Below are 25,961 nucleotides of genomic sequence, written 5' to 3'. Positions count from 1 at the left end.
AGAATCACTGACTTATGGGTAGCCCCTTTTGTTTCTGTACAGTTTTAATTTAGAGGATACGGATAAATGGAGCTATCTATGAAAGAGATGATTGATTTTTCATCTATATAAGGCGTATACGAGTATTTTAAAATAACTCCCTGGTACAAAGATAAACCCTATATATATATCAAATGGTTCTTTCTATTCATTTATCATTCATTTCTTTAACTGTTCTTGTAACGAATATAATCATTCCATTACAATATAGGCGACCATATTTTTACATATAGCGGCGTAATAAGCCCAGGCAACTCGCTTCTCTTTCGTGGCTCACATTACTAATCAGGACAAATGTACTTTCCATTTCACGTGCCTTTTTGATTTGCGCCTCATCCTCGGTCACGGTGAATTGGCATGTATAGTAAATGTCCACAGGGGCTGTCACCGTCTTTGAAGGCCGTCCCGGGCGTCGCTTTACTTTTTCCATCCGCTTCACTTCACCGGTGAGTCGATGGTATTTGAGTCGGGTAGCCACATGTTGTTCCAATTGGGCGGCGGCGTCTTCGTGGCAATGGTACTCGATCCCACTCCAAGTTTTGATGGATTTTTCGATCTTCGATCCTTCGTTGGACACGTCACGATTTATTTTCTTCTGCTTCCGCTGATCCAAGGCGGATGAGTGCACCACGGCGAACCGATAGGTTCGATCATACAATTCAGTGTTCATTCCTTGAATTCGGTAGATGGCCGAATTGTTCTTGTCAGAGAGCGTACCAACTTGAGCCCAGTCGGCTTCGTTTTCAAAGGCCGTCTCTTTTAATTTTTTGCATAAGCCGAAGTTTTCCGGGAAACGGCTAATGAACGGGCGATCGACATGCAGATCACCTCATTTAGGAAGTTATTCTAAATGATTCGATCCTCGGTTTCTTCAATCCTTTTAAGTGACAATCAACATCAATTTTCGTCAATTTATGACATGCGGAAGATGGGGTAAAAGATGACTGAAGGGTTATTATCCCAGTATGATTGAATGCTATATCAAGCGACGGGATGCGCACTGTAGTTTTGAGAAACAATAGGTTTGTCTCCTTGGTTGCGACAAAGTTAGTTTTCTTCTTTATTGAATGCAGGTGGCTCGTCCTTTAACATTGATAAGGTAATATATAATGAAGGGAAGAGAGCAAATGGCTCAATCAAATATAAAAGTGGCTGTCCAAAAGTTCGGTAACTTTCTAAGTTCAATGGTCATGCCAAATATCTCAGCTTTCATTGCATGGGGATTAATTACAGCCCTATTTATCCCGAAAGGCTTCCTGCCAAATGAAAGCCTTGCCACATTGGTCGACCCAATGGTGAAATACTTGCTACCACTATTAATAGGTTATACAGGCGGAAAGCTGTTATACGATCAACGGGGTGGTGTTGTGGGAGCCATTGCCACAATGGGTGTGATTGTAGGGTCGGATATTCCGATGTTTTTGGGCGCAATGATTATGGGACCGCTTGGCGGTTATGTGATTAAGAAGTTTGATCAGCTCATTGAAGGAAAAGTAAAAGCTGGGTTTGAAATGCTTGTCAACAATTTCTCTGCAGGAATTCTTGGGGGATTGCTGTCTATTTTGTCCTTATTAGCCATCGGCCCAGCCGTTGACGTATTTACAGGCTGGCTGATTAATGGGGTTGATTGGTTAGTAGGAACAGGATTATTGCCTTTAACAAGTATCATTATCGAACCTGCAAAGGTATTGTTCTTAAATAATGCAATCAATCATGGCGTGCTTTCACCAATTGGTATAGAGCAAGTTAAACAGACCGGCAAGTCCGTGTTGTTTCTCCTTGAAGCTAACCCTGGACCTGGTATCGGTGTGTTGCTTGCATATAGTATTTTTGGAAAAGGGACAGCCAAACGGACGGCACCAGGAGCTGGTATCATTCAATTCTTTGGTGGAATCCATGAAATCTATTTCCCTTATATTTTAATGCGTCCGATGTTATTTATAGCAGTAATTGTGGGGGGAATGAGTGGAGTATTCACATTGGTTCTTTTAGGCGGTGGCTTGTTCGCTCCTGCATCACCTGGTAGTATCTTGGCGATTGCCGCAGTTACTCCGCAGAACGCGGGTTCTTACATTGCCAACTTCGCTGGAGTTTTGGTTGCTGCAATCGTGTCCTTTGTCATCTCTTCGCTGGTTTTAAGGACAGGCAAGCAAACAGATGAAAACATTGAAGATGCAGCAAGAAAAATGCAGGAAATGAAAGGTAAGAAAAGCTCTGTAGCAGATGTGTTTGCTTCAAATCCAGGTGCTTTCCCCGAAAACGTAAACAAAATTATCTTTGCTTGTGATGCTGGAATGGGTTCCAGTGCTATGGGCGCCTCCCTACTTCGTAAAAAAGTACAGCAAGCAGGCTTGAATATTTCAGTTACAAACACAGCGATTAGCAACCTTCCATCTGATGCACAGATTGTTGTTACTCAGGAAGAGTTAACACCGAGAGCACAGACCAAAGTACCGAATGCTTACCATATTTCGGTCGATAACTTCTTATCGAGTCCTGAATACGATCAATTAATCGACCAGCTACAAAACCGAGGGAATGACGAGCTTCATGAAATTGTTGAAGAGGCTGAATCACAAGTACCCGGTGGTGACGACAGTAAGTCTGCAAATGATGACTTGCTTCGAGAAGAGAACGTGTTCATTAATCAAGAATTTGCCAATAAAGAAGACGCGATTCGCTTTGCTGGAAGAGCTTTGGTAAATGCGGGATACGTAAAAGAAACATATATTGAGGCGATGATAGAGCGTGATCAAATGACATCAACCTATATGGGGAATGATGTTGCAATCCCACATGGTACTGAAGAAGCGAAAAAGGCTGTACTTAAATCTGGATTTACCGTTTTACAAGTGCCTAATGGTGTCGACTTCGACGGCCAAAAAGTACGATTGATATTCGGTATAGCAGGCAAAGATGGTACGCATCTTGATATATTATCCGGCATTGCTGTTACGTGCTCTGATATGGATAACATTGAAAAGATGGTTAAAGCCAAAACAGCCCGGGAATTAATGGATATCATAAATAGTGAAAAATAATGAATATATCTTATCGAATAGAAAAGTGTGCTTGCACGCTTTTCTATTCACTATTTCTCGGCTAATAGGAAAGTGTAAAATTTTCCTACCGCATAAGGGCAACTACTCCTCTGTCTTCGCCTTTTCAAGGCTCACCAATCGGCGAGTTTTCTAATGTAATTTCAGCTGAAATGAGATGGTAGCATGTATATTACCTCAAGGGAAAAAGCGATTATTGAATTGATTATCAAAACATCTGGAAGACATACAGCTTTGTCGATTGCAACCCATTTGAATGTAAGTGTCCGAACGATTCATCGTGATTTAAAAGCAGTAGAAAAAATTCTCCAGTCATTCTCACTCCATTTAACACGCGATACGAATGAAGGACTCACAATTCAGGGAAAGAACGAACAAATATTTCGCCTTATCCAGCATTTAACGGGCATGCACCCAATCGATCAAACACTCGAGGAAAGAAAACTGATGCTGCTTTTAGCCTTGCTGAAAGAAGAATCATACAAAATCCAATCTCTAGCTGTTTTTCTAGGAGTAAGTGTCACTACGCTAACCACATACTTGGATGAATTGACGGACTGGCTAAGGCAATTCAATTTGCAGATTACAAAAAAAAGAGGAGTAGGGGTCGAACTAACCGGTACGGAAGCAAACAAACGAACTGCCTTGGCAAGCTATTTCTTGCTCTATTTTAATGAAGAACTGATTGAGCGCTTATTTTTGTTGGAAAACGGTCAACTTACTCAAGAAAAAATCTTGAATTATTTTCTTCCGGACTATCTCCTAGCGATTGATCGATCAGTAAATGCTACTTATAGTAAAGCACAATCACCGCTTACGGATAGCGATTACATAAGGCTTATTGTACATATCTATATTACCATGCAGAGGACAGAGGCCGGCTTTCTTTTGGGTGAAGAAGTTGGTCACAGAAATGAACTGACCGATGAGTATAACCTTATTAAGAAGATATGCAAGGAACTTGTAGCAGCATACCCCGTATCGGTAAACAAAGACGATATCATCTATTTGGCCGTGATTCTCAAAGGGTCAAAGCATCATGCCGCCGATGTCGTCCATTTTGACAGTATTCTGCTAGGCCAGATGATCAAGAATTTAATAAAAGATGTTTCTTCACAGCTTCATGTTGATTTAAAACAGGATTTCTCCTTGTTTCAGGGGCTTCTTGCACACATGGAACCTTCACTTTTCCGGATCAAAAAGCAAATGAGCTTGTTTAACCCGCTAAAAGAGGATATCAAACGAAAGTATCCGGTTCTATTTATGGCTATAAAGAACAGTTTGGAAAAGGAATTTAAGGACATCATTTTTCCCGATGACGAAATAGCCTTCATTGTACTTCATTTTGGCTCTGCATTAGTTTTGCGAGAAGAGGAAATATCGATAAAAGCATTGATTGTATGCCCAACCGGTATAGGTACTTCAAAGATGTTGGCCAGCCGAATTAAAAAAGAAATCAAAGAGATTGATTCCGTAGAAATCAACTCAATCAAAGATATTCAGCAGCAAGGGAATTTAACAAGCTATGATGCTATAATCTCCACCATTCGGCTCCCATTTATCGACATTGACTATATCTTGGTTTCTCCGCTTTTAAGTGAGGAAAATATCTTGTCAATTAGGAGCTATTTGAGGAAAAATATCGAAAACCTTATGAAAAATAAGCAGTATAGCAAATCAGCGCAACAAAAAGCTACCACATCAGGAAGGGCAAAGGTTCCACTTACGGATTTACTCCAGGAACTGAAAGATGTGCAACAAAGCATCGAGGCTGTTATTCATAATTTCCGATTTTTCAAAGTCCAGAATCTGATGGGCCATGAACCTATTATTGAAAACATGATAGAGATGGCGGAAAAGGAACAGCTATTAACACATGCAAAAGCTGTGATTGAATCGCTGAAGAAGCGTGAAAGATTAGGCGGGCTCGGAATACCGAATACGGGAATGGCGCTTTTTCATTCCAGGCATACGAAGGTAAAGGAGCTAATCTTCCAAGTTTCCTATTTGGATGAGCCTTGTCTAGTAAAAGGCATGGATGGAAGTGACATGTACATGAAGAATCTATTACTCATGCTTGCACCCGAGGAATTAAGCACAAGGCAGCAGGAAATAGTAAGCTTGATAAGCACAGGTTTAATTGAAAGTAATGAGGCGATTATGATTTTTTCGTCATCAAATGAGGAAATGATTCGCACAAGATTAGAAGCCATCTTTTTAGATTATCTTCATACTAATTTGATAAGGGAATGATACGAATGAAACAAGCGGTACATTTTGGAGCTGGGAACATAGGCAGGGGATTTATCGGAGCACTCTTTTCACAGTCAGGTTATCATGTAACATTTGTTGATATCGCGGACCAAATCATTAATCAATTAAACGAGGAAAAGCAGTATCAAGTAAAATTGGCAACAGACAGGCAAGAGTCTATGACCATTGAAAACGTGTCAGGCTTAAATAATATGACACAGGAAAATGAAGTAATTGAAGCGATTAAGCACGCGACCTACCTTACAACCGCGATTGGACCAAATATCTTGCCACGTATTGCTCCGCTGATTGCGAAGGGTTTGGCCGCAAGAGTAAAGGCAACCGATGATATATTATATGTAATTGCCTGCGAAAACCAAATATCGGCCACAGATTTATTAAAGGGATATATACAAGAACATTTAGATGAAGATACAAAGGCTCATCTAGCTGACAAAGTCCATTTCTTTAATTCAGCCGTTGACCGCATTGTTCCACTCCAAAACAATCAAGGTTCACTCGATGTTCTGGTTGAGCCTTATTATGAATGGGTTGTGGAAGCAAGTGAAAGCCTCCCGAACGTTGAAGGGATGACTATTGTTTCAGACCTGGCGCCGTTTATTGAAAGAAAGCTTTTTACGGTTAATACTGGACATGCAGTCATTGCTTACCTTGGGTATCTCGAGAACAAAACCACAATAGACCAAACATTAGCTGATGAAAAGATTGTCGCGCAAGTACAAGCTACACTAGACGAAACCGGCTCTTATTTGATCAAGCAATATGGTTTGGATTCAGATGAGCACCAACACTATATCAATAAGATTATCAACCGTTTTAAAAATTCATACCTGAATGATGTAGTGACAAGAGTAGGCCGTTCACCTCTTCGTAAGCTCGGACCGAATGACCGCCTTGTTCGCCCTGCTATCGAAGCGAAGAAAGCAGGACTTTCTTACAATAACCTTGCTAAGGCGATAGCAGCAGCCTTACTCTTTGATAACAAGGAAGATGAAGAAGCAGTAAAACTTCAATCGATGATAAAAGAAAATGGCGTTCCTCATGTACTTAAAGAAGTGAGCGGGCTGGATGAAAACAGTGAACTGACGAAAGAAGTATTAAGCAGTTACAATGCATTAAAGAAATAAAATATTTATCTCGCCTATCTAAAACTCCTGGAATAAATTCCAGGAGTTTTTTTAAAGAGGCTGAACCCCATGGGACTCATAAAAAACACCTTTGCCGAAAACTGCTCCCTGTATTTTACCGTCCATAAAGGAGTTCTGAGTAAATTAGGGTAAGGTTGGAAGATTCAAATTGAAAACAGTCAATATGTGCCCCTGGCTGATTCGCACCATTTAAAAAAGAAGAAGATAACCAGGATAAAGGCAGGGTATCCAAAAAAAGAATAGATATGCTGCCATTGTTCACTGTATACGATCCATCCCATCCTTCCTGAAATCTGTTCTACCATCACCATGATCAAACCTAACATAATGAGAAAAAGAGACCTCTGAAGGAAATTCATCTTGGCCAATGCCAGTAACATAAAGAGTGTGAATGCAGGAATTCCTATTAGAGTGAATCGAATATCAATCGGAAAAATATCAGCAAACGGCCTTGCTTGAAATGTATATAATTGTTTTCCTGTCGGGATTAATTCAAGGTAAGTTGCCAACCAGGACGCAAAAATCATTGATATTAAATAGGAATGGAAAGATGTCTTATTCTTTCCGAAGAAAAAGGGCCTTTTTCGTAAAAATCGCGAGCTCGAGCCTTTCGATTGTTTTACAATATTCATGCGTAATCTCTCCGTCTACATGTTTATCTGAATTTTCAAGGTAATCGATGATTCTCCAATCCTGAAACCAATCCCCTGATTCAGCCTGTTTCTGTTTCACATTTTTCCAAGCATGTTTTAATTTAGGACTGTATAAGCGAGGGGCCTTTTTCTTTAATGTGCAGTTTTTGATTTGCGGGATATACAAACTCCCCGGCAATGATACTTTTACATCGTTAAATATATGCGGCCAGAAATCTTTGCGGGATCCGGTATGAGGATTCGAAACGGCCCACTGCCCAATTTCATTCACTATTCTTTGGTTGGAAAAAAGCAGCGAGTATAAACGCTTTCCGAGATTGATTCGTTCATGAAGTGAGGCAAATTGGTGAAGTGTTTGTCCAAGAAGCTTCATTTCTCCAGACTTGCTGGTTTCGTAAGGAAAGAGGATGTGGCTTAAGCTTAATAAGTCTTGGAGCTTGAACTCGATCGTTTTAAGAACGGACTTTTGATAGTCTTTATTTTGAATGACTCTCTGCTCTAAGTAACTTTGTTCATTGATGATTAAGGCAATCGCTAGTATATAACGATTACTATTCATCCAAAAGAAGTTCCATATTGTTTCCATAAATGTGGACACACCAAAAGAAGGCAGCAGATAAAATAAAGATGTCTTTCTTTTTACGCTCTCCTCATAAACTAAAAACTGAGGATATACATCCTGGAATATTAACCAATTCCCCCTTTCCAAAAATAGAAAAAATTGATGTTGTTCCTTCTCTGTAAGAAGCTTTGAAAGAAATTCTCCTTTTAAATCGGTCATATTCCAACCGCCATTTCTTGAAACCATGTGGCCAAGCAGTGCCCACTCGATTTCCGGGTGTTTGCAATAGTATTCCAGATAAGCTTGGGTACGTGTCACATTATTGATATTGAGTTGTCTTGTACGTGTTTCGATCGTTTGGATGAGCTCTATTTCTGCCGGTGTTCTATTTACATTTTTTTTGTCGGATTTCTTTTTTAGTTCCTGCTCGATGTTAAATAAAGGATGGGATGCTGGGGTGTTCGTTATTTGCTTTTTCATGTTTAGGTAGTCACTCCTCTCGAGGAATGTACATATGTACAATTGAATAGAAATAGGCAAGAAATCATTTTTTAATGAGAGGGTTGATTCCAAGTGAAGCAGGCTGTTGATTTAGAAATGAACAGACTCATTACAAGCTTAAAAAGTGACCAGTCTATTGATGGTTCATGGGACTATCCCTTTGAAACGGGTATTTCAACCGATTCTTATATGATCATTTTATTACGAACATTGGAGATACATGATGAAAAGTTGATACAAGCGCTGACGAAAAGGATCTTAAGCAGGCAGGAAACAAATGGAGCTTGGAAATTATACCATGATAAAAGGACGGGGAATTTGCCGGCAACCCTGGAAGCTTATTATGGACTTCTTTATTCCGGTTATATCGATAAACACGATAAAAGGATGAGAGCTGCCAGGCAATTCATTTTGTCAAATGGTGGAATAGAAAAGGCAGGTATGTTTACGAAGATTATGTTGGCTTTGACCGGACAATATTCCTGGCCGGTGATTTTTCCCGTTCCGATAGAAGTGATCCTTTCTCCGATGTCTCTCCCTGTCAATTTCTACGACTTTTCCGTTTATGCAAGAGCAAACCTGACACCGATTCTCATTGTGGGTAACAAAAAGTTTCAAATCAAAACAGGTCGAAGTCCGGATTTATCAGACTTATATGTAAACCGGGAGTACCATGAGGGAGAAGATCCGTTTTTGGGGACGAATGATTCCAGTGAATGGAGGGATCTATTTACTGCCCTTACACAAGGTGTCCAATCGCTTGCCGGTTTTCCAGAACACCTGAAGAATACAGCTTTTGAAAAGGCAAAACAGTATATGCTGGGACGTATTGAGCCGGATGGAACATTTTACAACTATTTCAGTTCCACTTTCCTTATGATATTTTCTCTTTTGTCTCTTGGTTATCCCAAAAACGATCCAATCATCATGAAAGCAGTGCAAGGGCTAATATCGATGGCCAGTGAAATAGACGGTCATATTCACATGCAATATACGACTGCAGACGTCTGGAATACGTCTTTAATCAGTTATACCTTGCAGGAAGCGGGTGTTCCTGAATCTGCAGAAACGATTCAAAAGGCAAATCGTTATTTACTTTCAAGGCAGCATTATAAATATGGCGACTGGGCGATTCATAATCCTGATACATTGCCTGGCGGATGGGGTTTTTCAAACGTAAATACGATCCATCCGGATGTTGATGATACGACAGCCAGCTTGCGTGCCATTGGTCTATTAGTTCAGGGGAAGCCGCAATATGATCAAGCTTGGGGGAGAGGAATCAATTGGGTGCTCTCCATGCAGAATCATGATGGCGGCTGGCCGGCGTTTGAAAAAAATGTCGATAAAAAAATCCTGAATTTACTGCCTGTACAAGGAGCTGAATTCATCCTGCTTGATCCATCGACAGCAGATTTAACGGGAAGGACCCTTGAATTTCTCGGGAATTACACCAACTTAAATAAGGATCATCCCTCCCTAAAAAGAGGGAGAAAGTGGCTGCGGAACCACCAAGAAAGGGACGGTTCTTGGTACGGGCGCTGGGGGATTTGTTATCTATACGGAACTTGGGCCGCTGTCACTGGGCTGATAGCGAGCGGGAAGCGGCCTGAATCTTCTGCTATCCAAAAGGCAGCAGCGTGGTTAAAACATATTCAAAATAAAGACGGCGGCTGGGGAGAATCTTGTCATAGCGATACGTTAAAAAAATATGTTCCATTAGGAGAAAGTACGTTAACGGATACCGCCTGGGCAGTAGATGCGTTGATTGCCGCTTCGGAGAGATCAACACCAGAGATTCAACGCGGTATTATTTATTTAATTGAAAACGGAACCAGACAGGATTGGACGGTACAATATCCCAAAGGGCAAGGGATGGGAGGGGCTTTTTATATTCATTATCATAGCTATCGGTACATTTGGCCGTTGCTAGCGTTGAGTCATTATAAGAAGAAGTTTTTAACGAAATAACTGTGAGAGATATAATAAATATCAAGCATTTAATCTCTCTACACCTTTATTATTCACACAGGTTTTGAACAGAATGTTTGATATGTAATTCTTTTGATGAAATAGCCATCTCATTCAATGAAAGAAACCCTTAAAGCAAAGGGTTCCTTTCATTGATTCACAAAATTGAATAACTGCTAGCTTTTACATCGGTAATAAACATATGGCCAGGTTATGGTTAAGCCATGAGATCCAGTTTGCTCGATATGGCCACCGATTGTGTTGTCACGCTTCAGTCCCAGAATACTGGCTTTTCTTCATCTTTATGGTGGAGGAGTCGTCAACACGATTTAGCCAAGTCTCCTCCTTAGGATTACATTTAAGTAATGGTGCCCGGTGGACGGACTGAAATCTGGAAGTGATTAGCCACCTGCTAGCATCTTTGGCTGAAAAATGGAGTTGCCCTCATTCAATAATAAACAGAGTAAAAGTGGGTTAAATCTATTAATATAAAATTTTTATAATTGGTCTGGCCATTTTACCACTTGACATCTTGACTGAAGTATCGGAAAATTCAAACAAGGGAGTGGAAAAATTGATCTTTAGTCCTATTGAAAAAAAAGAAAAATTATATGTGAAAATAGCAGAGCAAATCAACAATGCCATTCAAAATAAGAAATTTAAGGCTGGGGATAGATTGCCGGCAGAAAGAGAGATTTCTTCGCAACTTGGGGTAAGTCGGACGTCTGTAAGGGAAGCGCTCGCTGTTCTAGAAATGATGGATATTATTGAAATTAAAATTGGAGATGGATCTTATATAAAAAAATACGCTCCTGATTTCCAATTTGAAATTAAAAAAATTAAAAATAACAGTGCGTTTGAATTAATTGAAGTACGTATTCATATAGAATCTATCATTACGAAACTAGCAATAGAACGTGCATCTGAAAAAGATATTTTAGAAATTGAGTATACAAATCAACATCTAAAAACTATTATTCATGATGATGAAAAAATAGATGAGTTTTTTACTTATGGTGTAATGTTTCATAAAAAGTTAGCTAAAGCGACACATAATGACATTTTAATCCAGATTGTAAATAGTCTCTTTGAACAAAACGATCATCCGCTTTGGCAACATCTTAATAAAAAGGCAATTAAAAGCTATGAAGCGCGCAGTCACCAACTAAAAGAGCACGAGGCGATAGTAACATCGATAAAGAATAAAGATTACAAAGTTGCTGAAGAACTTATGACTCACCACTTAGAACATTTAACCGCGATGTTATATGATTGAATTTTGCAGTTACCATTTTTTAGGGGGGTGATTGAAAACAAATGTACTACTTTTTATAAGAAAAAATTTTAACAGGAGGATTAGAATGTTAGACACCATTATTAAGAATGGAACAGTAGTGAATGCGGATTCAAGTTTAAAAGTGGATGTAGGTATTAAAAATGGGGAAATTGTTCAGATAGGGCATTCGGATTATTTTCCGGAAGCCAGGATTAATATTGATGCCTCAGGGATGGAAGTTTATCCGGGGATGATAGATTCACATGTTCATATTAACCTTAAGCTTGGTGAATTTACTACCTTGGATTCATTTAGTCAAGCTTCCAAAGCAGCTGCTTTCGGAGGTACAACAACTCTTATTGAATTCGCTATCCCATATGAGGGTGAAACTCCAATTGATGCTCTAGTTAGGCGAATGTCAGAAGCCAATGAGGAATCCTATGTAAATTATTCATTTCATGGCTGTTTTACAGATTCCAATCTAAACCAATTGGGTCAAGTTAAAGAGTTAATTCAATCCGGAATACCGAGCATTAAGATGTTTACCGTATATGATAATTCAGTGCGAATAAACAAAGGCGGTATCTACGATATTTTGAAAAAAATATCTCAATATGATGGACTGGCACTTTTTCATGCCGAAAATAACGATATTATTAACAGAGCTATTAACAATTATGTGAACAATAATCAGCTATCACCTATTTATCATGCAAAAAGCAGGCCTCCTATCGCAGAAGCAGAGGAAGTGGCCAGTCTTTTGGCATTATTAGAGGAAACGGAAGCCCCTGGCTTATTTGTACATATGAGCACAGGGAAAGTAAGAGAAATTCTTCAACACTATAAGCAAGTGAAGAAATTGCCAATTTTCACTGAAGTTTGTACACATTATCTTTCACTGGAGGAAGATATTTATAACGAGGATAAGGGACATTTATATATTTGCAGTCCTCCAATTAGAGCAAATGCAGAGAAGGATATGTTATGGGAAATGGTTTCAGAGAACCTGATTGATGTAGTGAACAGTGATCACTGTTGCTATGACTCTTTACAAAAAGATAAGTATTCTGACTACTTTCCAAGTGCACCAAACGGTTTACCAGGTATCGAAACGAGAGGAATCGTTCTATACTCGGACGGCGTACAAACCCGACGCTTAACACGGGAGAAATTTGCTGCGCTGACCTCTACGAATGTGGCAAGAACCATGGGGATGTATCCAAGAAAAGGAAGGATAGGTGTCGGCAGCGATGCAGATATAGCTATTGTTGACCCCACATCAACTCAGCGAATCACAGCAGACAACCTACATATGCAAACTGATTATACACCATTTGAAGGAAAATTACTAAAAGGAAAAGTAGCCCACACCTTAGTAGCCGGTCATCAAGTTATTGCTGATGGTCAACTTTCCAGTGAAACTCGTTTTGGATCATTTGTAAAAAGATCAAAACCTATGATGTAGGAGGAAATTATGGATATAAATGCTACTAAGGTGGAGGACAAAGTTGTCGTTAATACCAATGGATTGAGTTTGACCGGTAAGGATATAATGCCTACGAAGGAATCGGAACGGACTGTTTCCAGTGTTGGATTTTTTATGATCAGTGTAGGAATGTATGTACAATTGGTTTCATTTATTGCAGGTGCCCAGCTTTACCCGGCACTTTCCCCAATAGCTATTATTTTGTCAGCAATCTTGGGAAATGTAATTGTTTGGGCACTTCTTGTTTTAACAGGTGATATTGGGCTTAAACATGGAATCCCTTATGCTGTTTATGCCCGTGCACCTTTTGGGTATCTGGGTGCCCATATTCCGGGATTGATCCGGGCACTTCCTGCTATCTTTTGGTTTGGCTTCCAAACATGGCTGGGAGCGATGGCGATTAATGAAATCATGATCGTTCTAACAGGATATTCCAATTTAACTCTAATTATAATTATTTTCGGAGCTTTTCAAATTTGGAATACAGCATCTGGCATCAATGCCATTGAAAAATTCGACTGGGTAGCAACTCCAGTTCTATTTGCCACAGGTCTGTATATATTGTACTTCTTAATAACCGAATATGATATTACGATGGCAGATTTTTTACAGCCTGGTGAAGGCGGTTTTTCATTTCTCACGGCAATGGCTATTATGGCTGGCGCGCAAATTACGATGGCCGTTAGTATTGCTGATATGACCCGCTTCCTGAAAAGGGGTAAAAATGAAAGCTTCTTTGTACTCAATCGGGGCAGTATACACTCACAGTTCTGGGGGCTAATTATACCAATGGCGTTATTTGTCGCGATCGGGATGGTGAGTGGAATTGCCACTGGAGAATGGAACCCTATCACAGTAATGACAGAGATTTTTAAAGATAATATATTTTTATTAGTTTTTGTATTAGGCGCATTTGTTATCTTCGCCCAAGTGGCTTCAAATACTGGACAGAACTTAATGCCTCCAGGATATGTTTTTGTTAACCTTTTTCCTAAAAAGATAAAATTCAGTGTAGCCGTAGTCATTGCAGGTGTTATTGGTCTATTAATTCAACCTTGGGAATTTGCGAACTATACTTCAACACTATTACTCATTATTTCATGTCTTCTGGGGCCGATTTTAGGAATAATGGTCAGTGACTATTATATGGTTAGGAGAAGAAAGTTGTCTATTGATGACTTGTATGATTCAAATGGTCAATACAGATATTATAAAAATTTTAATCCAGCAGCTTTCATTGGATTTATACCTGGAATAATTTCTGGAGTATTTTTCCCTGATTATGCTTTCTTTGTATCAATGATAATTGGGGCGGCGGTTTATTATATCTTAATGACACAGTGGATCCTCAAGAAGTATCCTCAAAAAGAAGTAATCGAGAGAATAAAATCCTAGATTCAGAAGAAGATTATATAGAAAGGATGGATAAAATATCCATCCTTTTCTTCTTTTATCACTTAAGTTTCTCACCCCAAAAAGCAGGGTTCACAAGCTTTGTTTCCAGCTGAATTCTCCTGCTATTAGGGGGGTTTTTCCTTTATTCCAATTCGAACGATTAAGCAACTTTATCTCCTCAAATAATTGATTTCCCAAAAAGGAGTCTTCAAATAGCTCTATAATATATTCGTACTCTGGAGATGATTTAAAGGCCTGAATGCCAACGGTGCCAGATGGCAGCATGTTAAGTATCAATAACGGCGGCGGTACCTATCCGGGAAATGAAATTGTCGATGCCGGATTCCTGGAACTGGTGAGGCTTGGGATTCGGCCGGCTGATGATCCATTGATTGTAAAATCACTAAATTTGTGATCAGGAAAGGATTGGTGAAGAACCATGAATCAAGTAAGTGATAAAATCTGTGTATACTTTGAGGAATTCAATCGGGGTCATAATGCGTTTGAGCCGGATCTTCTGGCTCCCCACGTGAGTGACTCCCTTGTGGGTACGGGTCCGGGTGGCGCTATCCAGGTGGTCTCGAAAGAAGACTATCTGACAGGGACTGCAAAAAGTGAGGCATACTTACACTCCCTCGGTTCTCAATTCGTCAAAACGGTCCCAAGTTGAAGAAATCCCCCTCAATCCTCACTATACAATGGTGAAAACGAAGGGGACGATCCCCCTAGAAAAAACCCCGGGTCAGCCAATAGATTTGATCCATGATACGGTCTACATCTTGTACATCAAAGATGAGAAACCCAAGATGGTCTTTACTCTTTCTCACGAGGACCCCATGAAAATAGCGCAAGAGCAGCATGGCATATCCTACGATGGTCAAAGTTCATGGGATGACACGCTGTAAATTTGGGACTGAACGAGCAGGAATCCGCACAATGATATTGGTATAGATTTACAATAAAGTTTGATCAAATTGTTTCCATTAACCCTGTAAATGCAGAAAAGAAAAATGCTTGTTTTGAAAAAAGATTGATCAAAACAAGCCTTTATTTTATTACAATGATTACTTCTTCATAAAAAGTTTGATCGTTTCTACAATCCTTATTACAGAAAAGCCCTATAGTTTAAGATGGTTTTGTTAAAACTCTTGCAATTCCACTCGCATCTAACAGTTTTGCTTCTATAAGCTTATTATCGCCTTGATTACCAGCGTCCAATTCATATCCCGGGTATAGTCAATTTCCTCGCTCTACATTTAATTCAATCAAATTCCCATCCGGATCCGCACAGAAAATCTGGGCAAAGCCGCTGACGCTGTTTGGTTGTTCCAGAACATCTATACGATTTTTCTTCAACCAATTTAGGGTTTCTTGATAATTTTCCACTCTGAGCGCCAAATGGCCTTCTTTGCTGCTTAAGCTTTTATCTGGCCGAATTGTCTGGGAATCCGGCATTACTAGCAAATGGGAGCGCTGGTAGTCGCCTAGTTGATACCAGGCGCCTTCAAAGTCAAAATCAGGCCGCTTTACTTCTTTTAAACAGAGAATTTGACTATAGAAATGCTTTGCTTTTTCTAAGTCTGTCACGTTAAGACCAACATGCTGAAGCAGTTCATATTTAATCATATCGGTAAACTCCTTTCATGAATCACAGTTGAATCGAACTTTCCAATTAAATAGTAACATGTACTCGTAAAGTATGGCATCAGTTTGCATCTGTCTGGAACAAAGGGCAATATAGAGAAATATCGGAGAGGCTTAGGATGTATAAAAGATTTTTCAATTATTATCTTGTGAAGGGTGGGGACCTATTACTCCATCTTTTATTATTTCCATCATACAAACTTCAAAAGGGACAAGCACAGTTAATTCGGCTAATTTCACCTTCATTAGAATGTCTTCTTTGCAATCCAGCGTCTATTTCCTCAACCAAAAAACCTGTAAAGATAATAAAATCTTACACAGGTTTCCCAAATTCTTATTTGATTGTTAATGGTACCATGTGGGCATTCTCTCAAAAATTATACTGATTTTTACAGATTCCCCAAACGTGATTGAACCATGCATATCTTTGATACATGAATGCTTTGTATCGTTTTAAAACATATCTCTTGATTGGGAACACTTGTTCTGATAAGGTGAAATTAGCATACAACTATTTGGAAGGACATGAACGAAAATGAACATGAACATCTATTTCATGAGACGATTTGAATTATTAATCAAAATTCAATTTATAATCTTCCGCTTTAATCATTTTTAATTTCCTGGAGAAAATATAGATAAGTCCAAGATTCAACACAATCGGAAGAATTAAGAAAGTGCTTAACATGATCGAAACATTTTTAGCTGTCCACCCACCCTCAGCTAAATTAATATAATTAAGCGGTCCAACTAAACCTGATAAACCGAAACCAGCGCTATAAGGTGTTCCTTGAATATTTAACAAACCTGCCAATGCGCCAAGAATCGCAGCAGTAATCAACATAGGAAAAGCAATTTTTGGTTTCATGAAAAAATTTCTCATTTGAATTTTAGGCGAACCTAAGACATGTGCTAATGCCGTCCCGAGTGAGTTTGCTTTATAGCTGGCAATGGCTAAACCTACGCCTGCTGCAACAATTCCGAGATTAGCTGCACCAGATCCAGTACCTGAAAGCATGATCACAGTGGCTACCCCAACCGTCGAAATAGGCGACAGAATAATAAGACAGAAAATAACAGCAATAAGAGCGCCCATTACAATTGGTTGCAAAGTAGTCACATTAGCAACAGCGACACCTAGTAAACCTGTAGAAGTTTTCACAAATGGCAGAAGCAAATAACCAATCATACCTGGTACTAAAATACCCAAGGTTGGCATCAAAAGGATGGAATAAGCTTTTAATCGGTTGCCAATTAATTGAACGAATAACACTGTCAATGCAGCTGTAATCCCTGTATTAATAACGATTCCAATCCCATTAAGGGCAAATAAACCATCAGCCGTTTTTTGAATGGCACCACTGCCAACCATTGCCGCTATACCTACACTTGCTGTTTGAATGGGTGTTAAATTAAACGTAATCCCTACCATCACACCAATCATAACAGGCAGCAGACTCATCACAAACACTGTGATATCAAATACATGCTGTAAGGCTGGAAAATGCGGAATCAATAACTTCAGAATTTCCCCTAACAGAGCATTTGGAATTAACGAAACAACAATCCCAATACTCATTCCATTTAACAACTTACTAAAAAAATCTTTCATTCTGCTAATCTCCCATCTAGTTGATAATGGAGATAATTATAGAGAATATTCTTATAACAATCAACAAGTTTTTTAATGCTTTACCGCGAATGTGTACGAAAGTATTTCTGGTTTACTTTTTAAATTATTAAATTGTTTGAGTTTGAGTTGCAAATGTCCAACTACCTGGTATCGGGCGATCACGAAGGCGAATGTAAATGAAGTGCATATTATCGGGAGCCGGAATATCAAGATGGTGCTCCACGGCCTCTTGGGTGACGCTAATGTAAAAATTCCTCAACAAATTATCAAGACTCAGTAAAATCGATGCTTGTTGATCAGGTTATTACATGGAGCGGTGCATTAAAGACACTAAGGTAAAGCAGCAGGAATCCTTCAAAAAACTGAAGGATTCCTGCTGCTTTATTTTTTGAAATAAAAAACTTTAAAATAAGCACCTTAGACTAAATTGATATATTTTATTAAAATCGTTGTGACAGAGAACAGTCAAATTCTTTAGAGGACAATTCAAGAATAACTATAGTATTTGTTAAATTCCCTTCTGATTTCATCATGCACCCATTCCTTGTCCTGCTTTCGTTGAGGGTTGGGGTGATAACAGAAGAGTTCTTTTCTTTTTTCATGTTGTTTTTGCCGAGAGTATAAGGCAAATTTCTTTTTCTCTCCGACTTTTTGAAGAATTTCTTGTTTCCGTTTATGGAGAATCGCACCATTTTCAACTGACCATGCAATCCAAGTCCAAGGAAAAGGCTCTAAATCAGGGATAGGTGAATGCAAAAGAATTGTATATTTTGTTTGCTTAATAAGGTTTGAATATTTTTGGATTGCTTCTTTGGATCTTCCCCATCGATAGTTAAATAGATTATATATGATTACTCTTCCTTCAATTTACCGTTGAAGAACTGCTTTCCAATGAGGCAGTAAAGGGCCCCTAAGACTGGTATATACGCCAAAACCAGGTGCGATTCCAGAATAGAGGGATGCTACTCAACTTGACATTTTTCTTAGTTACAACTATAACAGCTGTAATAACTGCGCAGCCGATAGTAGATGCATATAAAAGGCATGCGAAATTCTGAGTGTTTTATTCTTTGTATTCGAATGGAATACATTTTAAAAATCTGTATGATTAAAGATAAAGTTTTATACCGAGGAGCGAATCGATGGAAGAACAAAATTATGATGCTTTGCTGAATATTATAACAGTAGGATACCAAATGGGATTCAATCAGTCTATGCATTATCATCATTATGAGCCGACGCCATATTGTGCATTAGAAAGATTATTCGATCACTATCAATTGAAAAGCAGTGATCGTGTTGTAGACTTTGGGTGCGGAAAAGGGAGATTAAACTTCTATATCCATCACTTCTTTCATGCAACCGTTGTCGGGATCGAAATGAACGAAGAATTTTATCAAGAATCGGTTGAAAATCGAAATCGTTATTTGAAGATGACTAAAAAATCGATAGATAACATTTATTTCCACTGTTGTTTGGCACAAGAGTATCAGATCGATCCATTAGACAATCGTTTTTATTTCTTCAATCCGTTTTCTATACAAATTTTTATGAAGGTCATTAACAATATATTGCTTTCTGTTGAAAAATTCAAAAGGGAAATCGAGCTGATTTTATATTATGCATCAGAGGATTATCTCTATTTTTTGGAAAACCAAACCTCTTTTGAATTGAAAGAGGAAGTCAAGCTGTCAGACTATGAACATAATCCATATGAGAAATTTTTAATTTATCGGTTGGCATATTAGAAGGATCGTACAATTGTTGTCATCAACTTGTTCATGTTATACTCGGGATCAGGTATTTTTGAAAGAAATAAACATCTGAACCAATGTGTAAAGTAACTAGAGGAATGTTTAATGGAATAAAAAAATCATTTATTATAAAATGAGCGGATAGGTTTCCTTGCCAATCTGTAGAAACCGAATCGATTCATGAAGGGGAGAAAAATATGTCAGTACACTCATTTCATGCAAATTTATCAAATGGGGAAGAAATTAGCCTGGAGAAATACAAGGGTAAAGTGATGTTACTTGTAAACACTGCAAGTAAATGTGGATTAACTCCTCAATATGAAGGAATCGAAAAATTATTTGAAACATACAATGAAAAAGGATTTACCGTATTAGGCTTTCCTTGCAATCAATTTGGAGGGCAAGAGCCAGGAACTGATGAAGAAATAAGCTCCTTTTGCTCAGTAAATTATAATGTAACATTTCCTCTCTTCCAAAAAATAGAGGTGAATGGTGAGAATGCACACCCTTTATATCAATACTTACGTGAGCAAGCTCCAGTAGATGCAGATTTAGATGAAAACAGCCCACTAAACCAAGATTCAAATGTGGAAGACTCAAGCATTAAGTGGAACTTCACGAAGTTTTTAATTGATCAAGATGGGAATGTTGTAAAACGTTTTGCTCCAACTACTAAACCTGAAGAAATTGTAGGGGATATTGAAAAATTATTGTTCAAGTAAGTTGAAAAATAATATGGTAAGTGCCCTCGGCTAGCCTTGGTGCTAGAATGGCCATAGCCAAGTAGCCGGTGGTTTTTTGTAATTGAATAGAAATGCTCTGCTAGGGTCAGCAATCAAGCCGCGCTGGCTAAAAGTATACCATTCACATCCACGCAAGATTGTGCTTTTTTTTCTTAAAATGTGTCCAATCCATATCCGCTTCCTGCTTGGATTCATGACAGATAATCACGTCCACAGTCCAGCATGAACCGATTTCCCTTACCATAGGGGAAAGGATTGGCCCAATGTTTCAGCTCCAAGAAAAGGGCCGCTAACACCAATTCCTCTAAAAATAGGTAAATAGATTCAAAATTATAAATTTCAGTAAATCGCTTGTAAGGAAAATGTTTACATACTAAGATTAAGTTAAACCAGTAAATGTAAGCGGTTACTTTAAAATCTATTAATAGTTTTAAGGGGGACGCCATGGTTAAGAAAAAGAAAGTTTCGAAGCGTTTGAAAAAGCAGGCTTCAACAATTCTTGCTGGAACAATGGTATCCGTATGCGCGTTAACTCCAACACTGCCCCAAAATGTACATGCCCAAGCGTTGGAAGATGCTCCGGGAAAACCAGGAGTTTCCTCTGCATGGACAACTGGTGCGAAAAACGGAATCGGCACAGCGTTTTATAATCCTAGAAACGGAGCAAGCAAATCGAATGTTTGGTACACGTTGACGAATGGAATATTGTCGGAGGTCTATTACCCGGATGTTACCCGCGCCAACCTGCAGGAAATGCAGTTGATCGTAACCGATGGCAAAACATTTACTGATTTCGAAAAAGAAGACACCACTCACGAAATTCGGCTTATCCATAAGGACGCTCCGGTGTATAAACAGATTAACACAGATAAAGAAGGCAAATACAGAATCGAAAAAACATATATTACAGATCCGGATCACCATTCCGTCCTATCAGAGGTCACTTTTTATGCATTGAAGGGAAAAGTGAGTGATTATCAACTCTTGATTTATTCAAACCCGAGTCTTAATAATAGCGGAATGGGCGATACCGCAAAGGTTGTGAAGGACGGTCATTCCAGTTATTTAGTGGCTAGCGAACTGGATACTGCACTTGCTGTTACAGCGTCAGTCCCGTTTGTAAAGGCCTCTTCAGGGTATGCTGGAAAAAGCGATGGGATCGAAGAATTAAAGAAAAATTTCAAGCTGGAATCCTTTTTTAACTCAGCTGAAGAGGGAAATGTGGCACAGATTGCCGAACTGGATTTAGGCAAAGGCAGAACGAAAAAGGCGAAATTCACTGTATCCATCGGCTTTGGTGATACTGAGGTTGGTTCGATTGAATCGGCCAAGCGTTCCCTTCGCTACCCGTTTTCATTTATAGAAGCAAAATATGTGATAGGCTGGAAAGAGTACATCAAGTCGTTAAGCAAACCAACAATAGGGGATGGAACTCAATTTAATGCGGCAACGATGATGCTAAAAGCTCACGAAGATAAGCTTCATCCAGGAGCCATGATTGCTTCTCTTACGGTTCCATGGGGGGATGCAGTCAATGCGGATCAAGGTGGAGTTGGCGGATATCATCTCGTTTGGTCCAGGGATCTTTATGAAGTAGCGTCCTCTTTAGCCGCAATCGGTGACATAGAAACGGCGAAACGGGCACTTGACTATCTTGATCACATCCAGCAATATCCGGACGGTTCCTTTCCGCAAAACTCCTGGATTGATGGCACACCTTATTGGAAAGGGCTACAGCTAGATGAGGTAGCATATCCGATTATTCTTGCCCACCAGATCGGCGAGACAAACAAAGCCCGATTTGATTCATTGATTAAGCCTGCCACAGATTTTATCGTCAAAAATGGACCATTCACCCCTCAGGAACGCTGGGAAGAAGAGGGTGGATATTCCCCGTCGACGATAGCGACAGAAATTGCAGCACTGGTACTGGCAGGAACGATTTCCAGAGAACACGAAGACTATGGATCCGCTGCGGTTTATTTTGCAAAAGCGGATGAGTGGGAAAAGAAATTGGAAGACTGGCTCGTAACCCATAAAGCCCCGCTGACGGACGGTAAACAGCCGTACTATATTCGAATCAATGATAATACCAATCCCGATGATGGCAGCATGTTAAGTATCAATAACGGCGGTGGAACCTATCCGGAAAACCAAATTGTGGATGCCGGTTTCCTGGAACTGGTAAGGCTCGGGATTCGACAGGCTGATGATCCATTGATTGTCCAATCATTAGATGTGATAGATAAGGTAATTAAGTTTGATTCCCCACATGGTCCAACATGGTATAGGTATAATCATGATGGATATGGCGAAAAAGCTGATGCCAAACCATATGATGGCACAGGAATCGGCCGTCCGTGGCCTTTCCTGTCAGGTGAACGTGCCCAGTATGAAATCGCCCTGGGATTAACGGGCCAGAAGAATAAACCAACAAACGTTTACGGCTCTAAGAACTTATTAAAAACCATAGAAGGAACGGCAAACGACGGGTTTATGATTCCAGAACAAATCTGGGATGGAGACCCTGTCGCCGACCGCAACCTTGTCCCCGGAGAGGGTACAGGATCTGCAACGCCTCTTGCCTGGTCGATGGCCCAATATGTAAGGCTTGCTGAAAATATTAAGCAAGGGAAAAACGTTGAAACGCCAAAGGACGTTGCCGATCGGTATATTGTAAATCGGCCGGGTGCAGGGCCTGAAGTGAACATCGTATCACCGGTAAATGGCACGGTTGTCAATGACTCAAAGGTGACCATTGTTGGAAAAAGCAACCCGAATACAACTGTTGTATTATCCGGTGGAAAAGAAAAAGTTGTTGTCACGACTGATCAAAATGGTGAATTTACAGCTGATGTTGAACTTAGCGGGCTTGGGGAAAATGTGATCGATGTTGTTTCCTATGATAACCGGCGTTCCGTCTCTGCATCGAGACTGTCAATCACATATCAATTGCCAGCATTTTTTGAAATGGAAGATTCTGTTGGAGATGATTACGGTCCGGGGTCATACGTTTATCCAACAAATCCGGTCTTTAAAGAGGGTGATTTTGACATCAAAAAGATTCGTGCCTCCAAAGATAGCGAGAATGTTTATTTTGAAATTCAATTTGGAAATCTCGATAACCCATGGGGCGGCCCATCTGGTTTATCCAAACAATTAGTTGATATCTATATCGACCAGGATGGAAAAGAAAACTCCGGCAACACTTGGACGAAAGATTTAAACGCCCGGTTTACCTCTGATGCCGCCTGGGAGAAACGAATCAGAGTAACAGGAAATTGGCACGGTGACACAGGAGTTTATGATACTTACGATAATCAGCCTGCATCAAGCATCAATGTGAAGGCAAACAATGATACAGATACATTGGTCCTGACTGTTCCAATAAAAGCCTTAGGCGGGGAACCTCAACCAGGCTGGGGATTCACATTTGTCGCAGCAGGTGAAAACAACGGAGGCGTTCGCCACGTGTTGGAGAAGGTAGAAGAATGGAACTTTGGTGGCGGGTCGAGCACCGGTGTGCATTCCCATATCATTGATACGACGGTACCTGAAGGCAAAACCCAGGAAGAAGTCCTAGACTGGAAGAACAACAGCCCAGTCCAACTGCCGACGATCCGGCTTAAGTAGGCTAATTTGATGGTAAAGTGGATTTCGCTGCTGAGGTAGGTAGACAAAATATAAGCTAGTTTATCAGAGTAGTGAAACTTTTTTGTCTACGAGGCAGGTGATGATGTTGGCGGTATATGGTATTGGAATCGTTATCCCGGAGCGCGCTGCGATGTCGAAAGCATTTATTACAACTATACCAGTGATTGTGAAAAGCAAAATTAGTAGAATATTTTCGAAATAGATAGAATTTATTCGGAAAATAGATACCTTTCTTTGGGATTTATTGTATAATAAGCAAGTAATTATACATAGGTCACAAGGAGGTATATTAAATGCATGTACAATTAAGAAACGAAGCAGGTGTATCGAAGGATGTAAAGCTGGGTTTTAGCTGGACTACATTCTTCTTCGGCTTCTTTCCGGCTCTTTTCAGAGGAGATTTGAAATGGGCAACTATTATGTTTGTTATTGCCGCACTTGCCGGTGTTTTCACTTTAGGATTTGGCGCATGGATTCCTGGTATTATATTTTCTTTCGTCTATAACAAAATTTACGTTAAAGATTTGCTGGAAAAAGGATACCGCCCGGCAGATGAAAAAACACAAGCTGAATTGCAATCAAAAGGAATTACTTCCCCTGCTACAACTTTAGAACAAAATTTTGGTGCTTAATAGCAATGACTGATCACAAATGTGATCAGCTTTTTTTAATTTAATGGTGTTAAAATCAAGTAAACATTTTTGTGACCAAAGGGCAGTCCAAAAGACTGCCCAAGATTTAGGACAAAACATAAGTATCGTAGAATGACATAGCGAGTGTTTGTCTTCGGTTTGTCGTCATTTCTCCTTTTACCTATTTGTTTTTTCTGGCAATTTAAGCATATAACTCTTGTCAGGCAACCTCAAGGAAAACGCTTACTTATTTATGCAGACGGTGCTCCTATAGTCACTTTACTATATATAAGCGCCATTTAATGGAGTACAGGGCAGGAATATTTTGTGGGGAAGTCGAAGTTGTTTTATCGAATAGCAACTACGGTATCGAATTTTTGAAACTATTTGAACATGATGGCATTCACGAAATAAGGTTCACAAATATTCCAATAGTAGAGGGTTTACGAAGTGTTGTTCTTAACAAATACTCGAAAACCCAATTTCACATTTTCCTATACTGTGACTTTTCTTTGTTATCATGAACTGTGACAAGGTGTTTTTTGTTAGGAAGGAATTTGTAACTTTTTAATAGAATAATTATGAAGATGATCAGATAATAAATTTTTACACATAAGGAGATAAAACTATGGAAAAAAACAAATTACTAAGAATGGACAATGTCGGCATCGTTGTAGAATCCCTTGATGACGCAATCTCTTTCTTCGAGGAGATTGGCTTGAACCTCGAAGGGCGAGCCACTGTCGAAGGTGAATGGGCTGGTCGCGTAACCGGATTGGGTTCTCAGTGCGTAGAGATTGCTATGATGGTTACCCCAGATGGCCACAGCCGACTTGAACTTTCGCGATTTCTCACCCCACCTACTATATCAGATCACCGGACTGCTCCTGTAAATGCCCTCGGTTATCTACGCGTCATGTTCACCGTTGAAGACATTGACGAAATGGTATCCAGACTCACTAAGTATGGTGCTCAGCTCGTTGGCGAAGTGGTTCAGTACGAGGACTCGTATCGGCTCTGCTACATTCGTGGAACCGAAGGACTTCTAATCGGTTTGGCGGAACAACTCGGTAACAAATAAGTAAGTGACGTTTTATAAAAAGCCTTTACTGAAATATACATTACTGAAGTAAAAATTGAAACAGAAAAGCAGTGTGAAAGTATCTCGAAGAAGTCGGGTACGTCATATAACACAGCATTCACGCTGCGGGACTCTCCGAACCCCTTGGTCGCCAGGAGAAGAAGCAGGAAAGCCAGATTCAGGCGACAACCCTGCGAGCCTAAGAATGGTATGTCAACACTAAACTAGACAAATTCCTTAAGGTCTGCATTTTTGTAATCAATCGGACTTACATAACCAAGTGTTCCGTGAATTCGCAAGTAATTAAACCAGTGGACATAGTCGTGTAGTTCTCTTGTCAAATCTTCTAAACTATCAAAATGTCGTCCCTTAACAAACTCAGTTTTGATGATTTTAAACGTGGCTTCAGCTACGGCATTGTTATATGGGCAGCCCTTCATACTTAAAGAACGCTGA

General features: G+C 39.6%; 20 protein-coding genes. 14 read left to right on the top strand and 6 right to left on the bottom strand.

Annotated features, from left to right (window positions below; all coding sequences use genetic code 11):
- Positions 1–262: 262 nt before the first annotated feature.
- Positions 263–529 carry a hypothetical protein gene (locus tag ELQ35_RS17935; RefSeq protein ID WP_126866580.1) on the bottom strand — a complete coding sequence of 89 codons (267 nt, stop codon included), beginning with the start codon at positions 527–529 and terminating at the stop codon, positions 263–265.
- Positions 530–1,166: 637 nt separating this feature from the next.
- Between ELQ35_RS17935 and ELQ35_RS17930 the strand changes: the two genes are divergently transcribed.
- The 3 genes from ELQ35_RS17930 (at position 1,167) to ELQ35_RS17920 (ending at position 6,499) form a co-directional block, all read left to right on the top strand.
- Positions 1,167–3,080: a PTS mannitol transporter subunit IICBA gene (locus tag ELQ35_RS17930; protein ID WP_126866579.1), complete on the top strand. Its 1,914-nt coding sequence runs from the start codon at positions 1,167–1,169 to the stop codon at positions 3,078–3,080.
- A gap of 183 nt (positions 3,081–3,263) precedes the next feature.
- Complete coding sequence (locus tag ELQ35_RS17925) at positions 3,264–5,351, top strand: BglG family transcription antiterminator (RefSeq protein WP_126866578.1); 2,088 nt, start codon at positions 3,264–3,266, stop codon at positions 5,349–5,351.
- Positions 5,352–5,356: 5 nt separating this feature from the next.
- Positions 5,357–6,499, top strand: coding sequence for a mannitol-1-phosphate 5-dehydrogenase (locus tag ELQ35_RS17920; RefSeq protein ID WP_126866577.1), 1,143 nt, complete (start codon positions 5,357–5,359; stop codon positions 6,497–6,499).
- 179 nt (positions 6,500–6,678) lie between these two features.
- On the opposite strand, the gene ELQ35_RS23835 is transcribed toward ELQ35_RS17920, so the two are convergent.
- Both ELQ35_RS23835 and ELQ35_RS17915 read right to left on the bottom strand, forming a co-directional pair.
- A complete protein-coding gene (locus ELQ35_RS23835) occupies positions 6,679–7,152 on the bottom strand; it encodes a CBO0543 family protein (protein WP_370873535.1) in 474 nt (157 codons plus the stop codon).
- Complete coding sequence (locus ELQ35_RS17915) at positions 7,076–8,215, bottom strand: DUF2515 family protein (protein WP_126866576.1); 1,140 nt, start codon at positions 8,213–8,215, stop codon at positions 7,076–7,078. The genes ELQ35_RS23835 and ELQ35_RS17915 overlap by 77 nt, the downstream gene beginning before the upstream one ends.
- A gap of 117 nt (positions 8,216–8,332) precedes the next feature.
- On the opposite strand from ELQ35_RS17915, the gene shc reads away from it, so the two are divergent.
- The 6 genes from shc to ELQ35_RS17885 all read left to right on the top strand — a co-directional run bounded on the left by shc (position 8,333) and on the right by ELQ35_RS17885 (position 15,034).
- The gene (shc, locus tag ELQ35_RS17910) at positions 8,333–10,207 is read left to right on the top strand and encodes a squalene--hopene cyclase (protein ID WP_126866585.1); all 1,875 of its coding nucleotides are present in this window, start codon (positions 8,333–8,335) and stop codon (positions 10,205–10,207) included.
- A gap of 574 nt (positions 10,208–10,781) precedes the next feature.
- Positions 10,782–11,483, top strand: coding sequence for a FadR/GntR family transcriptional regulator (locus ELQ35_RS17905; RefSeq protein WP_126866575.1), 702 nt, complete (start codon positions 10,782–10,784; stop codon positions 11,481–11,483).
- A gap of 31 nt (positions 11,484–11,514) precedes the next feature.
- On the top strand, positions 11,515–12,948 hold the full coding sequence (gene hydA / locus ELQ35_RS17900; RefSeq protein WP_126866574.1) for a dihydropyrimidinase: 1,434 nt from the start codon (positions 11,515–11,517) through the stop codon (positions 12,946–12,948).
- Between the two features lie 9 nt (positions 12,949–12,957).
- Entirely contained in the window at positions 12,958–14,364 is a 1,407-nt protein-coding gene (locus ELQ35_RS17895; protein WP_126866573.1) for a cytosine permease, read from the top strand.
- A 259-nt stretch (positions 14,365–14,623) separates the two neighbouring features.
- The gene (locus tag ELQ35_RS22710; protein WP_185861823.1) at positions 14,624–14,779 is read left to right on the top strand and encodes a hypothetical protein; all 156 of its coding nucleotides are present in this window, start codon (positions 14,624–14,626) and stop codon (positions 14,777–14,779) included.
- A gap of 24 nt (positions 14,780–14,803) precedes the next feature.
- The gene (locus ELQ35_RS17885; protein WP_126866571.1) at positions 14,804–15,034 is read left to right on the top strand and encodes a hypothetical protein; all 231 of its coding nucleotides are present in this window, start codon (positions 14,804–14,806) and stop codon (positions 15,032–15,034) included.
- 566 nt (positions 15,035–15,600) lie between these two features.
- On the opposite strand, the gene ELQ35_RS17880 is transcribed toward ELQ35_RS17885, so the two are convergent.
- Together ELQ35_RS17880 and ELQ35_RS17875 are read right to left on the bottom strand one after the other, a co-directional pair.
- Entirely contained in the window at positions 15,601–15,990 is a 390-nt protein-coding gene (locus ELQ35_RS17880; protein ID WP_126866570.1) for a VOC family protein, read from the bottom strand.
- Positions 15,991–16,582: 592 nt separating this feature from the next.
- Complete coding sequence (locus tag ELQ35_RS17875) at positions 16,583–17,620, bottom strand: PTS sugar transporter subunit IIC (protein ID WP_126866569.1); 1,038 nt, start codon at positions 17,618–17,620, stop codon at positions 16,583–16,585.
- A 1,163-nt stretch (positions 17,621–18,783) separates the two neighbouring features.
- Here ELQ35_RS17875 and ELQ35_RS17870 point away from each other — a divergent pair.
- From ELQ35_RS17870 to ELQ35_RS17840, 5 genes are all read left to right on the top strand, one after another.
- The gene (locus ELQ35_RS17870) at positions 18,784–19,389 is read left to right on the top strand and encodes a methyltransferase (RefSeq protein WP_126866568.1); all 606 of its coding nucleotides are present in this window, start codon (positions 18,784–18,786) and stop codon (positions 19,387–19,389) included.
- A gap of 203 nt (positions 19,390–19,592) precedes the next feature.
- Entirely contained in the window at positions 19,593–20,117 is a 525-nt protein-coding gene (locus ELQ35_RS17865; protein ID WP_126866567.1) for a glutathione peroxidase, read from the top strand.
- 465 nt (positions 20,118–20,582) lie between these two features.
- Positions 20,583–23,771 carry a glucan 1,4-alpha-glucosidase gene (locus ELQ35_RS17860; RefSeq protein WP_126866566.1) on the top strand — a complete coding sequence of 1,063 codons (3,189 nt, stop codon included), beginning with the start codon at positions 20,583–20,585 and terminating at the stop codon, positions 23,769–23,771.
- Positions 23,772–24,085: 314 nt separating this feature from the next.
- Complete coding sequence (locus tag ELQ35_RS17850) at positions 24,086–24,424, top strand: DUF2628 domain-containing protein (RefSeq protein WP_126866565.1); 339 nt, start codon at positions 24,086–24,088, stop codon at positions 24,422–24,424.
- A gap of 628 nt (positions 24,425–25,052) precedes the next feature.
- Entirely contained in the window at positions 25,053–25,505 is a 453-nt protein-coding gene (locus tag ELQ35_RS17840) for a VOC family protein (RefSeq protein WP_053474663.1), read from the top strand.
- Between the two features lie 224 nt (positions 25,506–25,729).
- Here ELQ35_RS17840 and ELQ35_RS17835 read toward each other — a convergent pair.
- Positions 25,730–25,961: IS3 family transposase (locus tag ELQ35_RS17835; RefSeq protein WP_143253474.1), on the bottom strand; the 232-nt coding region annotated here is incomplete at its 5' end.

The sequence above is a fragment of the Peribacillus cavernae genome, from assembly GCF_003989135.1.
In the GTDB taxonomy this organism is placed as follows: Bacteria; Bacillota; Bacilli; order Bacillales; family DSM-1321; genus Peribacillus; species Peribacillus cavernae.
Note: the sequence above shows the minus strand (reverse complement) of the source record. Positions and strands in the feature narration are given on the sequence as shown.

Bases quoted from the DNA above. Each gene is read 5' to 3' on its own strand.
- ELQ35_RS17865 (WP_126866567.1), top strand. From the start codon at position 19,593: ATGTCAGTACACTCATTTCATGCAAATTTATCAAATGGGGAAGAAATT.
- ELQ35_RS17880 (WP_126866570.1), bottom strand. From the start codon at position 15,990: ATGATTAAATATGAACTGCTTCAGCATGTTGGTCTTAACGTGACAGAC.
- ELQ35_RS17885 (WP_126866571.1), top strand. From the start codon at position 14,804: ATGAATCAAGTAAGTGATAAAATCTGTGTATACTTTGAGGAATTCAAT.
- ELQ35_RS17850 (WP_126866565.1), top strand. From the start codon at position 24,086: ATGCATGTACAATTAAGAAACGAAGCAGGTGTATCGAAGGATGTAAAG.
- ELQ35_RS17895 (WP_126866573.1), top strand. From the start codon at position 12,958: ATGGATATAAATGCTACTAAGGTGGAGGACAAAGTTGTCGTTAATACC.
- ELQ35_RS17930 (WP_126866579.1), top strand. From the start codon at position 1,167: ATGGCTCAATCAAATATAAAAGTGGCTGTCCAAAAGTTCGGTAACTTT.
- ELQ35_RS22710 (WP_185861823.1), top strand. From the start codon at position 14,624: ATGCCAACGGTGCCAGATGGCAGCATGTTAAGTATCAATAACGGCGGC.
- ELQ35_RS17925 (WP_126866578.1), top strand. From the start codon at position 3,264: ATGTATATTACCTCAAGGGAAAAAGCGATTATTGAATTGATTATCAAA.
- ELQ35_RS23835 (WP_370873535.1), bottom strand. From the start codon at position 7,152: ATGAATATTGTAAAACAATCGAAAGGCTCGAGCTCGCGATTTTTACGA.
- ELQ35_RS17920 (WP_126866577.1), top strand. From the start codon at position 5,357: ATGAAACAAGCGGTACATTTTGGAGCTGGGAACATAGGCAGGGGATTT.
- shc (WP_126866585.1), top strand. From the start codon at position 8,333: ATGAACAGACTCATTACAAGCTTAAAAAGTGACCAGTCTATTGATGGT.
- ELQ35_RS17860 (WP_126866566.1), top strand. From the start codon at position 20,583: ATGGTTAAGAAAAAGAAAGTTTCGAAGCGTTTGAAAAAGCAGGCTTCA.
- ELQ35_RS17915 (WP_126866576.1), bottom strand. From the start codon at position 8,215: ATGAAAAAGCAAATAACGAACACCCCAGCATCCCATCCTTTATTTAAC.
- ELQ35_RS17870 (WP_126866568.1), top strand. From the start codon at position 18,784: ATGGAAGAACAAAATTATGATGCTTTGCTGAATATTATAACAGTAGGA.
- ELQ35_RS17875 (WP_126866569.1), bottom strand. From the start codon at position 17,620: ATGAAAGATTTTTTTAGTAAGTTGTTAAATGGAATGAGTATTGGGATT.
- ELQ35_RS17840 (WP_053474663.1), top strand. From the start codon at position 25,053: ATGGAAAAAAACAAATTACTAAGAATGGACAATGTCGGCATCGTTGTA.